Source organism: Colwellia sp. SU-HH00943 (assembly GCF_057546125.1).
In genome coordinates this window covers 183,392-197,390 of the sequence record NZ_BAAJLW010000003.1, presented here as the reverse complement: position 1 = coordinate 197,390, position 13,999 = coordinate 183,392, and the positions used below count along the sequence as shown (strand labels likewise).

The window sequence follows — 13,999 nt, the reverse complement described above, 5'->3', positions numbered from 1 at the left end:
AGTTATATTCCTTATACTATTTCCATGCTTTTATCGTAAATAACCTCATACACTTGCTGTGCAAAATCTTCTTTTCTTTTGTTGCCACACTTTGCAAATGACCTTGGTTGATCTAAACTTTTATGATTTATCCTAAATATTTGTCTTGATTCAATTCCTTGAAGGTCATTCCTAGTAAAGTCCACATCACTTAATAGAATAGGAACAAATTTATGAATGCTGTCACCAACAAAAAGTGGCAATTCACAATTAATAACAAATGACGAGCGCAATAGAGAACGAGAAATAAGAAATAATCCAAAGTCTGCACTCTTTGCTTGCTCTAATATTGATTGTTCCCAATCAGAACCGACTTCAAGCTGCCTATCAATCCAAAGCTTAAAAACAAAGTTTTTTGACGGGTTTAATTTATCCTTTAGCCGATCAACAAAATCTAAAGCAGACTTTGAACTTTCATGAGAGTATGAAACAAAGATATTAATTTCCTTCTTACTCATGCTACTTAACCGCCTTGCCGTGGATGGCTTTTACGTCGGCTAGTAGGTTGCCGAATTTGCCGTAGTTGGCTTTTACACCATCGTCTAGGTCAAGGGTGATACGCATTTCAGCGTAATGTTTTAATTGTTCGTCGAAGGTGCGTAGTTCGGCTTGTTTTTTCTCTAGTGATTTGAGTTCTTTTTCAATGCGACGTGCTTCTGTTGTTGTCGCTTCTACTTTTTGTTCAACTAGCAACGAGTGTTGGGCTTCGTATTTACCCATTAATGGTGTGACGTACTCGATACGCATACGTGATAACGTACCTTCGTTATATCGATGCAAATATACTAAACATTCAAAGGCTTTTTCTTTACCTGAACTAAATAACCAGTAGATAGGACGTTTTTTATAAGTCTTGCAATGGTCTTTATAAAACTGTTTTGAGAAATAACGACGGACAGTATCGTTGGCACCTTCACCTTTCACTGGTTTTAACGCATGCAAGCAAAGGCTTTCACCGACAAACTCTAAGTTTTCAGTTAAATATTCTTCACCCCAAACCGTTTTTACGAACTCTTTGAAACGAGTAGTTGCATCATCATCAAATAACCATTCTTCAGAAGCTAATGGAATAATGCCGTCGTCATCGGCTGGGAAAGTTTCATAAGCTCCTTCTGATTCAAGCTCTTTAAATCCTAAATTACCTGCATGAGAATATACTTTCCCTTCTCGATCTAAAGAAAATCGCCCCATCATGCAGCCAACAGAGAATGATATTAGCTCTTTTATTAATTCACTAGACGTTCTATCAAAGGAAGTATCTTTTTCATCTACAAAGTGCGGGTTTCTTTTCAGTGAAATATCTGAATAATCAACAGTATGATTAATTACCTCACTTAACTGAAAAGTATTGATGTAAAACTTATTGATCTTCTCTTCTAAAAGTTTTGCTTCTTCAGTATTGCCTCTCCAAGTTTCTATAACTCTTATAAGCCCACTTTTTAACTTGTTCTCACTATGACTTTCCGATAACAAGACGTTTTTAGTAAACCCCCAAGAAGTTTCATACGAGTCCCAATCGGCCTTAGATAATTCTATAAGCCTTTCAGTGTCTTCGCGTGTGCTAAAGCTCTTCACTAATGGTATTTGAGAAATGTCTTGTTTTTGGAAATTTAATGTTGGGTTTATTATTTGTAGAAAATAATTTCCCACCTTTGAATTCAATAAAGAAATTACGTCTATAGACTTCTCTTCCGAGAAAATTCCAGGCCCAGCATCAGAAAACAACACTCCTGATGGAAAATATCTAAACGCTATTTTTGAAGAGCTTATTCTTGACCAAGAAACATAAGGCTTAAAATAGAAGCTTTTGTCTCTAAGCCTGAAATCAGGGCTGTTCTGCTTAATATTTTCTCCATCATTTTTTAAATCTATTACATGTTCTGCATTTCCGTACCACCTCCTGAAACTTCCACCTTTATGCAAGGGAAACCATCTATTGACCAGAGACATTTCATCACTACTCGATAAGCCAAATTGTGTATTTTTGCTCGAGATTTCGAACCAATATCTTAGAAAGAGTTCATCTTTGCCAGTTCTAATGCCTGGACTTACAGTATACAATTCTCCAAGAGGTTTGTTTTTTTCAAATGCTGAAATGGACTCTTTATTTATCCAGTATGCTATTGGTGAACTTGGTAACTTTAACAGGTTTGATGAGTTAAAATCATACCTCCAAGGGCACAGGGTATTTTTGACAGCTTCTTTAGTTTTTGGCCCTTGGTTTTTAGCTCCCTTAAAGTCTGCAAGTCTAATAAAAGCTCCCTTATAGTCCTTTAGATTTTCTTTCATTAATGTAAATGTACAAATTGGAACCGTTGCTCCATCAAAACCGGAGTATTCTAATTGAACCAATGATGCCAGCGTATTTTCTCGTAACAAGTTCGTTCTAACGCCCTCATAGCTACCTATAAACATCCATACAAAAGGTGTCATAAACCCTAAGTGCCCATTACTCTTCGTAAAAACTATATTCCTTTTGATAAATGCGGTGAATATATCTTTCTCATACTCAGGGTAATGCTTTTTTAAGTATTCTTTTAAAGTCTTATTTTGTGATTTCATTCCCATGTATGGAGGGTTCGCTACAACCGCATCATAACTTTGTGATAACAATGTTGCTTGGTTTACTATAGGCAAAATATCAAGTGCCGCCTGACGAGCAGCAGGATCTGGTTTGTCTATTATTTCAACTAGCTTATTTTTTAATTTGAGTAAATCAACTAAATGTTGACGTTCTATTTGAATCAGAGAGCCAAGGGTTTTAGCTTGTAAAAAGGACGACTTTAGGTATTGAACCAACTCAAAGTATTCTTTGAAAACACCAGTTGGTTGAATAAACTCATTCCCCTTATCAAAGAGTCCACCTGTGGAACCTTGTTGATGATTTCCTTCTAAATTAAGTGCTTGCCAAAGCTTACCGATATCTAAACCTTCGGTTGACTGTAGTGAGTAAACATTAAGTGCTACTTCACCATCTTCAACTCGTTGGAAGATACGTCGGTCATCTTCACGGGCTTTCATCATTAGGGCAAAGCCTGCTAGTTGTGCAGCTCTATCGTCAATATCTAAACCATAAATATTTTTAGTTAAAATCAACTCTGGTATTTCACGTAAACGATAACCTCGCTCAAGATATATTTCTCGTAAGACTTCATACACTTCAACTAGAATATGACCACTACCAGCAGCTGGGTCGAGCACTTTGATTTGCTCTGGGTCGATACTGGTTGGCGTAATCGCTTTTAACTGTTCAATTACATCATCTGATTGCTCAGCAGGCTCAATGTAATACTCCATCTTGCCTTTAAGTTCAGATTCTGGATAGGTAGCTAGCCATTGTCTACCTAAGGAATTTTGTACTAGGTATTTAACAATCCAATTTGGGGTAAATAGCTGAGTTGCTGCTGGAATATCTTCTGATTTAACTACTTTACCGATAACAGCATCTTTATGTTCTGAAATATAGAACTGATATAACCAACCGATAACTTCAATCTCGCTCCAGTCTTCTTCTGGTATTTCGTTCACTAACCCTTTTAAGATTGAATCTGTTTTAGTGAGGTTGTCTGGTAGTAGCAACTCGGTTGCATCATCAATTGCTTCAAACATGAAAGGCATGATGTTATATAAACGATGACATTGGCCTAACAGTAGCTCTCGGTATAACTCTTCTTCTTTGTTACCTGCTAATTGCAGCTCAATGATATGATTTTTATCAAGGTACTTTTTGTCGGGGTCTAAGCTATCCACCACATCTGAAGCATGGTCAAGTATTTCAGGTAAACTGTCCGCACCATTAGGGTTGCTAAGTACACGAAAGCCATGATCTAAATAATCATGTAATTCCATATAGCGAATAGCCGCTAAACGGTTAAACCATGTATAGGCCATTTCACGAATGAAAAGATCAAAACCCTTTTCCTCTACTCTCTGCTCAAGTCGTTTACGCTGGTCACCTTGTTTTTTAGTAAAGGCACAACCTTCAATAATGGCTGCTCCACCTTCAAACTGAACGTCAGCAACTTTGTCTTGATAAATACCAAACTGAGCGGCACGCTTTTTAATAGCTTCAATGAATTGAGAACGTGCTTTAGGTGCGTATGCTTTTAAATTTTTAGTGTTCATTTGAATATGTGCCTATTGTTTAAACTAACTTGAAGATTATGAAATACCATGTTTTTTTCTAAATTCATCAACTCTTTTCTGGTCTTCTTCTGAAATCTTCGATTTCTCAATTTCCTTGGTTTTTTCAGCCATCCATTTATTATGTTTAGCATCAAGAAGCTTTAGCTCTTTAGCTAACCTCTCTTCATGGGTGTCTTGTAGAAACTTTTCCTCCCTCTCCCATTTATCCACTTTTTCAGCAAGTTTATTATCTAATTTTTTCACAGATTTAAACAAATTCTTAAAAATTGAGGTCATAGTTCATCTCCTTGAACTTTAGGTAAAATATACTGTTTTTTACGTGCGTGCGGCTTAATTAACTTTTCCAGCTCAATTAAATGCTTTAACCATTTATCCAGTGCTTGTTTACCCATTATTTCAAATTCTGGAAAGTGACTATCAAGGTCTGATTTATCAATTACTTGTTGTGGCTGTATTTCAATTAACGCACATAGTTGTTGATAAAAATTGTCGAGTAAGGGGGTTGTAGATTGCTGCACTGCTAGTGGTTTCTGTGCTGACTCTTGCAACTCAGGTATTTCATCTAATGATGTTGGCTCAGTGCTGTCTTGGTGATTTTCTTCACTCTCTTCTAGAATTGCTACTTTCTCAATATCATCGTCAACGTGATTAGGAACGTTCCTTTCTGCACGCTGTTCTATACCCGCTGAGATATTTTGAATAAGTTTTGATTGGGTTGGTTTAATAGATATATTTGTTTCATCAATTACTTCATCATCAACAGCGTGATCTGGTATGACTGTTTCTTGCTCAGTATTATCTGGTATTGAAAACAAATCTTCTTGAATTCCGCCTTGAACGTCTTGAGCCGTTTCATTGCCCGTAACCTCTTCATTACCAACATCGACAGCAAACAGAGTTGAATTAACCTGCAACGACTCTGTTTCTAGCTGCAACGCGTTTGGTTCATTGGTTTTTAATATAAATTCAGAAAGCTGCTCTGATGAAAAGGTAGGTGAAACTGATAGCGCATTGGCTTTCGTTTTTCCTAATCCGTCTCCATTAATTAGCGCTTGATTACCTGCTTGTAAAGGTTGTTGGTGTGCAGATACTAATAATGGCACCCAATTTTTTTTGAGATTTTCTTTGGCACCTTCCCATGTGCCGCTTTTCTTTTTATCGCTAACAGTAGACGTGATAACTATCGTTGCTTGAGAAAGAAGGTAGATAAATTTATTTCGTTCCATAGCGAAACGGCCTTCAAACCGTTGCTCGGGATAAAAAGGTGTTATTAACGCTAATTTGTTAGTCTTTAGATATCGTCGCCAATTAGGAGATGTACTGACTCTTAATAATGGATGAGCAACAATACCTATCGCAGAGTTGTCATTTTCAAGAGATGCTAACATAGCGTATGTATCAATTCCTTCGGCTGCTCCTGATACAACTTGATAATCTAATTGATTAGTTTGTGCTACGTATTGGCTTGTTGCTTTTTCGTCATTACCATCGCAATCTCTAGAGCCAACAAATCCAATAGCTTGTTTGGTGAGCAACTCAGAATTTCCAACACCAAAAAATAACGCAGGGCTTTGGTGTTTGAGTTGTTTTTTAATCGCTTTAGGGTAATGCTCATGCTGCCTGTCCATGATCCACACACCTGCACTTTGCCATTTATCGAGCGCTAAACTTAAACTTGCCCCTCGGTTAAGCAAATCTTTGATTCTGTCATAAGTAAGCTTGGCAATAGTCTTGTCTAAACGAGCAAAGTCGATAATTTGTTTGGCTTTAATGTGGCTCATTGGTTCATCCCATGACGCCCAAATACTATCGAAAGACTCTTCATTAAGTAAATCAACAGGCTTGTAGTTATTCTGGTTTAACCAGCAGGCAAAATAACCGTACTCATTAACAGTTAGCGTTTTATATTCCTTCACTTCATTGGAATTAAAAAAGCTAGTGAGTAACAGTATTGCTTTTGTATTCTCAGTAATCATTTAAGTATCTACTTATTATCGTTATTTTGTTTTTATAATTAATTGTTTTTACTTGTACTGGTTAATGCTATCGGAACGACTTTTGGTACTCCATTACGCCTTAATAATGCTCCAGCGATGGTAAATGTCCACCTTGAATCTACTGCATCATCTAAAAGCCAAACAGGGGTTGCATAGCCTTGTGATGTATCTACAGCAAAAGCACCATCTAAGTTTTTACTTTGGAAAAAGCTATTTTCCATTGTTTTTTGAGGTGGCCTTACCTCAGCAATTGTAATGGCATCTTTGCATTCTACGCCCAATGCCGTCGCTAATGCATGCGCAAAATCTTTCACTAAATTAGGATGTCTAGGTGATGGAATGTATGTTAGCCAACTAGGACGTTGCTCATATAGGATACTATTGATCATTTTAACCATAGGCGGGATCAAATCATGACTAAAGTGGTCTTGTTGCTTACCTTCTGCTACAATATCCCCCCATCCTCCATCTTTCCATGATGAAAGTGCCATGCCTTGTTCTATGTTTAAGCTAGATTTATTCGCATTATATGGTAATTGATAGTTTTCAAATGCTAACTTAGCGTTTGCGCCTGAGCTTGCAAATGTAGCTCTTGGTTTTATAGCTATGTACCTATTCCTTAAATAATCATTTGCTTGTAAAACTAATTCGTTATTTATAACTTCAGCGAACTTATTTTCTGGATTACAATTTTCGCATTTTCCACATGGCTTTGTTTCAGGATCGTCTAACTCATTAGATAAAAACTGCATTAAACAGGCATTAGATTTATGGTAGCTATTTAAAACATCCCACTCGCCTTGCTTTATTGTATTTAAGCGTTCAATTTTGTCTTCCGGTATTTGGTAATCAAACTGTGTTCTAAAATAGTGTTTATCATCTCTTAAAATTGGTGAAGGGTGCGCTATGCTTAAGAATTTTAAAATGTCTTCAATTGTACCTTTAGAAAAATTCACTAAAGGCTCTAATTCGGTTACTTTAATGCCATCAGCATTTTCAATAGCTTCTAATAATTGGTTTATTTGTTGCTCTTTTGGAAAGGCACTTTCTATAAAGTATTGTTGGATTCTGCCATCTTCTTTACCAAGCATCATGATCCCTACCGCTTTGGCGATACCACGACCAGCACGACCAACTTGCTGATAATATTCAACAACATTACCTGGTGATTGATAATGAATAACAAAGCCTAAATCAGGTTTATCGAACCCCATACCTAATGCAGAAGTTGAAACAAGTGCTTTTAATTCATTTTTGATTAATGCCTGTTCAAGGTTTTCTTTTTGCTCGTGTGTGTCTAGTTGGCTATGGTAAGCGTGTGCATTAATGCCCTGTTTTTGTAAGAACCCTGCGACTATTTCACAGTCTTTTGTTGTTTTTGCATAAATGATCCCTGTACCTGGGATATCATTCAAGTATTGAGCTAGCCAAGCTAAACGCTCTGACTTATTTGAAATATCAATGTTTTGTAGTTGTAGACTTTTACGGGTTAACGAACCTCTAATTATTGAGAGCCGATCTCCTAACTGATCTTTAATATCATCAACCACACGGTTATTGGCTGTCGCAGTGGTTGCCAATACAGGCATATTTTTTGGCATGTTTTGTAATACACGGACGATACGGCCATAATCGGGTCTAAAATCGTGTCCCCAATCTGAAATACAGTGTGCCTCATCCACTACAAACAAACCGATATTGCCACTAATTCGGCTTAAAATTTTCTCGGCAAAGTATGTTTGACCTAATTGCTCAGGGGCTATAATTATTGCGTCAACTTGGCTGGCTAAAATTTGATTTTCGGCTTGTTGGCGTTCATCTTTATCCATAGAAGAGTTGTATGAAACGACTTTTAAACCTAATTTAGCGGCAGAATCAATTTGGTTACGGATCAATGATAACAAAGGAGAAATAATTAACGTTGGGCCAAACTTTTGAGAGCGACGAATTTTTGTAGCAATAAAATAAACGGCACTTTTACCCCAACCTGTTCTTTGCACCACTAACAATTGATTTTGCTTGTTAACAAGTTCGTCGATAGACTCCCACTGATCTTCATGAAAAGATGCCGTCGGGTTTCCCGTCATTTCATGCAAATATGCCTGTGCTAACTCTTTCATCGTTTTCCTTCCTTAGATGGCTCTTCGAATAATTTTTCATCGAGCTTTTTTAAACCCTTTAATACTGTCCGCCCAACAAATCTGCTTGGCTTAGACATTGCTGCTTTATAAACCATTTCACTCGCATCAACGATGCCTTTGGCTGTTCCTTCTATCGCTACTCCTGCACCTTCAAATACAGCTTCAACTCCATCTACACCTTTGTTATACCGTTCAGAGGCATGATTAATTCCCTGAATAGTCGCAAAAATACCTAAAGAGCCTGCGCCAGTTAAAATGGCGTCTATTGCAGTATCTTTCGCGTCTATAACACCACCGCCTAGGGCTTGCTCTACTGTAGTGTTAAGTTCATCGTTTGTATAGCCGCCATCAATAGCACCTGTTTTTTCTGCTACTTCACTGGTTGCTATCACAGGGATTTCATCATCAACAGAGGCTATATAAGAAACGCTGTCAGTAGCTTTAATTTGCATTTCTATGCCATCGATTGTGATATCTGTACCTGGGTTATTGAAATGTTCAAATAACTCCCCACCCGTATCGTTGGCTACAAGCTGCTCAAAATAAGCACCTTTGGTTAAACTTACTAAACCCGCATGACTTTCTGGTGACATCCAGAGCGTTTCCCACCATATTTCGGTATTAGACATATTTTCAAAGTTGCCATTAACCGCCCTAAGGGAGTCATAAACTTGATTTGCGGTATAAAGGTCATCAGTGATAGAAACTGGGATTGATAAACCAGCAAACCAAGCAGCAGCAACGGAGGTGTTGCTAATATCTTTAATCAAAGTTTCATTGACAGCCTTAGCTAACTTTTGGTGTGCCTGATCAATTCGCTTTGCAGCCAAGTTAGTTAATGACTCAAAATGTGTATCAATATCATTGCAATGGTTGCCATACTTTTTTTCAAACTCTTTTATTGCAACTTTAAGTTGTTTAATTTCTTGATCTAATGAACTTAAGTCTAACTTTTCATCATGCTTTAATTTATTCCACCATGAAAAATTCTCATATGCCTCTTGCCACTGAAGTTCTAGCTGCGATCTTTTTAGTTCGAACATAGCCAATGTTGAGACTAATTTATTCCTTGCGCTAATTACTGGAATCGCATTTTTTTTCTTTACTAATTGTTCGGTGTTATTCTTTTTTATTACGTTTTTTTGGCGAGTTAGTTCGCTCTGTTTTTCGCAAAGTATTTGTTTTTTACTTTTGAATAAATTAGCAAAGAAGCCCATTTAACTTAATCCCTGAATCTTAAACATTAAAAAATTCTTGAATTAGAACGGGATGTCATCATCAAAATCAATCTCGACTTTTGGAGTATTGTTAGCATTGCGATTCGAACTTGGTGGCTGCCCTTGAAATTGATTTTGATTACCAAATTGGTTTTGGTTCACATTTGGGTTCTGAGGTTGTCCCTGAAACTGCGTATTGTTGTTAAATTGGCTCTGACTATTATTCTGCGTCGCAAAATTATTGTTTGATGGCTGTGCTACGACACTTTGAGTGTATGCATTAGTCGGCTCACTTCTAGTTTGAGCATTCCCACCTAACATTTGCATTTGACCACCTGAGTCTACAACTATTTCAGTGGTGTACTTATCTTGCCCTGTTGTTTTGTCTTGCCATTTACGGGTTTGCAACTTACCTTCAAAGTATGCCTGTGCTCCTTTGGTAAGGTATTGACCTGCAATTTCAGCAAGCTTGCCAAATACAACGATACGGTGCCATTCTGTTTTCTCTTGTTTTTGGCCTGTGTTACGGTCTTTCCAGCTTTCACTAGTTGCTAAGCTGATATTTGCAATGGCATTACCATTGGGTAAATACTTCACTTCAGGATCTTTTCCTAAACTACCAACTAGGATAACTTTATTAATTCCTCTAGACATATTTACCTCTATTTAATTCGTACTTTGTTATTTGCTGCAACTAACGTAGATAACTTATCGCGTAAAGCATTAAGGTAAGTATCTATGTCTTGTTCTGTTTCGATAACACCTGTTTGGTTTACATCTCGCATAACGCTACTGGTATCTACCGATACAATTTTCTTGGCAGCAGGTTTAGGACTAGCTACTTTTGGTGGCTGTGAAGGCTCGATTGGTGGATAGTCAACACCACCTGTATCTGTGCCAGAAGATGGTTGTGTGTCAGTCGGAGAAATAGGCTTTTCTTTTTCTGCTTGAGCGCGTCTTTTCTCTTCTAATTCAATATATTGATTAATCAGATCATAGGCATCTTCTTCAAGGCTTGCAGCTTCAGTAATTTCTTGATGAATTTCCGCAATACCTTGTAAATCACTGAGCCTTTTAAGCGCACTTTGTAATGGGTATAGCGCTTTATTGCTTATTTCACTTGGAATGGCAGCATCTTTAATTTGCTGCTGCACATGGTCAATTCTCAGTTGTATTCGGCTTGATGCATGTTCACACTTTTCTTGTAGCAAGGTTTCGTTAATTTTTGTCACATCACTAATTAACGGCTCAATGTTACGAATATCGCGATATGGGCGAGTGTTGTTGTAGATTGCTTCAAGCTTTTGTAATGCTTGTTTTGCCTTATCATCTTTTTCTAAGGCATTGCGATTACGATCAAACTCTTGATTTAAGGCTCTTGCTAATTTTTGCCACGTTGGAAACTGAGTTTCAAAGAAGTCTTCTAGTTCTTGATAGTCTTCTTCAAAGTCTAATAAGTCATTGTCGTGTGATAAAAACAGTTCGATAAATTGGAAACTTGAGTGCTGCTCAGTTAATCCCGCTAATAGCACTATACCTTGGTCAATTTCTTTACCACCTGGGTATTTACCTGTAGAAGCTTTATTAGAAAAACCATCTAGCTTAGTTTTCATTTTACTTAAGTTTTCTAACGCAACATTGAATAACTCTTTTTCGCTATCTGGTGCATTTTTGCCAAAGAAGTCTTTAAACAACTTAGCAGCACGCTTAAGGTTAGCTTCTGATTGCTGTTTAATACGTCTAACACGCATTTCTGCACGTTTTCTTACCTGAATTAGATTGTCGTAAGCATTTCTAAGCGGTACATCTTGTTGACGCATTTGGAAGTTGATTTTATTAGACAAAGCCAAGCGGGACATGATGAGTAGTATTTCTTCATCGTTCCAACCGAACGGACGTTTGGAAAAGCGCTTAACGATATCATCTGCCGTGATTGGCCTACTGGTATCATCAGCTAGGGTTATGTGTTTTTCTACTTCCAAGGATGCGAGTGGATTAACTTCTTCAGCCTTAAGGTCTAAACCTATTTGTCCAACATCGTCAGCGATAAGCGTATTTTGAATTTCACGACGAATATCACCAGGGAATGGCTTTACTAATTTAAGCTTACTAAAGGTATTTTCAATAACGTACTTATAAGTTTCATCCAAGATTGCGCTGATAGAGCTGCCTCTTGGGTTTTGCTCTGAACCAAGTGCATAGAACTCAGCATCTTTTAGTAACTCTTCAACTTCAAGCTTAATACGACCATTACGTTTCTGGTTTTCTGAGCCTTTTTGGTTTAGAAGTTGTTGCTGTTCAGGACGATTACCGCTGGTGCGACGTAAAAACTTGTCTGTTTTAACAAAAGTTCTGATCTCATCAAATACTTTAGAAGTATCAGCTAGCTTGATAATAATCGAACCGTTACCATCTGAAGAGTGATTGGCGCAAACGGCTGTTTCATATTCGCTGTAGTTAGGATCAATAGGGGAAATGATTTTAACCACTAAGTCATTTTCTTGTGAGCCATCGCGTGGAATACCGTTACAGAAACGACTTACTGGGAAATCTTGTTTATTTTCAGCGTAGCGATAAATATTTTGTCTACGTAAAATTTCATCAAAAATGATATTGCTAAGTTTGTTGGTTTCATCAGAAAGTTCTATTTCAGTTTCTCTGATTTCATTTTCAATTTCTTTTTCTTCGTTGGTTAAGAAAATATACTCGTCACCTTGGCGAGCTATCAATAGGTTTTGCTCAAGAGAGTTAAGCGCTTGTTCTATTTCACGACGAAGCGCTAAACGATCTTCATCTACTTTTCCCACACATAAGGTAACAAGGTTATCTAAGGTTGACTTAATTACATCAACATAACGAATTAAGAATAAGGTTTTTAAGATATTTAAGGCAAAAGGTGAAATTGAATCTTTATCTTTTGCTTGGTCAATGTCTTTTTTAACTGAGGTATCTAGAAAGCTCTCAATGGCAGGATAGAAATAATAAAGGGGAATTAATACGCCTATTTGATCGTTGCCCACTTGTTTTGCAGCACTTTGGAAAGCATCAAGCAATGAACGTTCACCACGGCTTAAATGTAAACCTGTAGCTCCGGCTTTGCGAATTGCTTCAAATATTTTTTGTACTAGGGTGTAGTGATAAGGCACAAACGGGTAGCTGTGAATAAAGCTAGTTGCGTCTTTATAGTTTGCCAATTCTGCTGTTGTGGTTGAATCAAATGCTAATTGGTTACGAAGAATATCGCCTTTTTCATCATATAACTTAGCTAACAACTCACGCGCTGGTTGTTCTTTTTCAAGTAAACGTTTTTCGATTACTTCACTAGTATTTGAGCTTGATAGTGATAAACGTTCGAATCGACCTTGGATTTTTGAAAAGTCATGACCTTTTGAACCAGCCATTTGACCTATTACAGAGTCAATATCTTCTTGAGATGTAACCACAACCCATGCACGACCTTCACAGATTGTCCCTAAGTTTTCGGTAATAGTTTGAAGCTTAAGCATCATCTGGGTGTTATTACCGATGAACTGACCTACTTCATCGACAAAGAATAAAACACGACGTTCTTGGTTGGCGTCTAAGTATTCTTTTACCCATTTACAGAAGTTTGAAACATCAAGCGTAAAGTTGTTTTCTAATTGCTCAACCCACTGGCGAGCAGAGTCGGTTGATTGGTCAGTAACTTTAGCAAGAGCTTCAGCCATGTCGTCACGATAGAAGTCATAAGCATCACGTTCTTCAACCCAGTTAGTAGAAGTGAGACTGGTAAATTCTTCTTGGAATTTTGCGAATACCCCTCGACTATCTAATTCACGTTCTAAGTGTGCAATGTGAGGATGATCACCGCTAAAGCCCATTTGTTCGTTAAAAACTTTTAAGAATACTTTTAAGATGGCATCGTCACCATCGTCAGTATTAGCACGGCTATCGATATTAAATAAGATAACTGTGTTTTCTTTAGTAACGGCAGTATCTATTTCACTGATAAGAAAGCCGTCTTGGATTTTGTCTCTAAAGAAATCAACTGCTTTTTTACTTTCAACATTACCGATAGCATTAGTAACCAGCTCATTTTTCGCATCAATATTTTGCAGAAGGTATGAAAGGATTTTAATAAAGTGTGATTTACCTGAACCAAAGAAACCACTTACCCAGATGCCTAACTTACCAGAAGCAGCTTTCGCTTTAGGATCGCGTACTGATGGCATATAGCAATCGAAGAATTTTTCAAAATGAGTAAATAGCTCTTTAGTTACAACATATTCATCTAGCTCGGTAAATACAACGTGTTCTTCGCGCTGATCGGCTTTAACAACACCGTTAATTTTACGCTCGATGTCTTTAGTAAATAACTCTTTAACTTGCATATTTGACGACATAATTTTTCTTCTCTTGTAATCCGTTATTTGTGAAAGGATTGAAAGTCCTTTTCGTTGACTTACAACTTTGTAACTAT

8 protein-coding genes are annotated in these 13,999 nt (G+C 37.3%); all 8 read right to left on the bottom strand.

Annotation, left to right across the window (positions count from 1 at the left end; all coding sequences use genetic code 11):
• Nucleotides 1-11: 11 nt before the first annotated feature.
• A complete protein-coding gene (locus AC27GZ_RS09405) occupies nucleotides 12-497 on the bottom strand; it encodes a toll/interleukin-1 receptor domain-containing protein (protein ID WP_487094704.1) in 486 nt (161 codons plus the stop codon).
• Nucleotide 498: 1 nt separating this feature from the next.
• The gene (pglX, locus tag AC27GZ_RS09400) at nucleotides 499-4,164 is read right to left on the bottom strand and encodes a BREX-1 system adenine-specific DNA-methyltransferase PglX (protein WP_487094703.1); all 3,666 of its coding nucleotides are present in this window, start codon (nucleotides 4,162-4,164) and stop codon (nucleotides 499-501) included.
• A gap of 36 nt (nucleotides 4,165-4,200) precedes the next feature.
• Nucleotides 4,201-4,461: a hypothetical protein gene (locus AC27GZ_RS09395; RefSeq protein WP_487094702.1), complete on the bottom strand. Its 261-nt coding sequence runs from the start codon at nucleotides 4,459-4,461 to the stop codon at nucleotides 4,201-4,203.
• A complete protein-coding gene (locus AC27GZ_RS09390) occupies nucleotides 4,458-6,161 on the bottom strand; it encodes a DNA-processing protein DprA (protein WP_487094701.1) in 1,704 nt (567 codons plus the stop codon). The genes AC27GZ_RS09395 and AC27GZ_RS09390 overlap by 4 nt, the downstream gene beginning before the upstream one ends.
• Before the next feature lie 38 nt (nucleotides 6,162-6,199).
• A complete protein-coding gene (locus tag AC27GZ_RS09385; protein WP_487094700.1) occupies nucleotides 6,200-8,302 on the bottom strand; it encodes a RecQ family ATP-dependent DNA helicase in 2,103 nt (700 codons plus the stop codon).
• On the bottom strand, nucleotides 8,299-9,366 hold the full coding sequence (locus AC27GZ_RS09380; RefSeq protein WP_487094699.1) for a hypothetical protein: 1,068 nt from the start codon (nucleotides 9,364-9,366) through the stop codon (nucleotides 8,299-8,301). Before AC27GZ_RS09380 ends, AC27GZ_RS09385 begins: the two co-directional genes overlap by 4 nt.
• Before the next feature lie 216 nt (nucleotides 9,367-9,582).
• Nucleotides 9,583-10,194, bottom strand: coding sequence for a single-stranded DNA-binding protein (gene ssb, locus AC27GZ_RS09375; RefSeq protein ID WP_487094698.1), 612 nt, complete (start codon nucleotides 10,192-10,194; stop codon nucleotides 9,583-9,585).
• 8 nt (nucleotides 10,195-10,202) lie between these two features.
• Complete coding sequence (brxC, locus tag AC27GZ_RS09370) at nucleotides 10,203-13,922, bottom strand: BREX system P-loop protein BrxC (RefSeq protein ID WP_487094697.1); 3,720 nt, start codon at nucleotides 13,920-13,922, stop codon at nucleotides 10,203-10,205.
• Nucleotides 13,923-13,999: the final 77 nt, after the last annotated feature.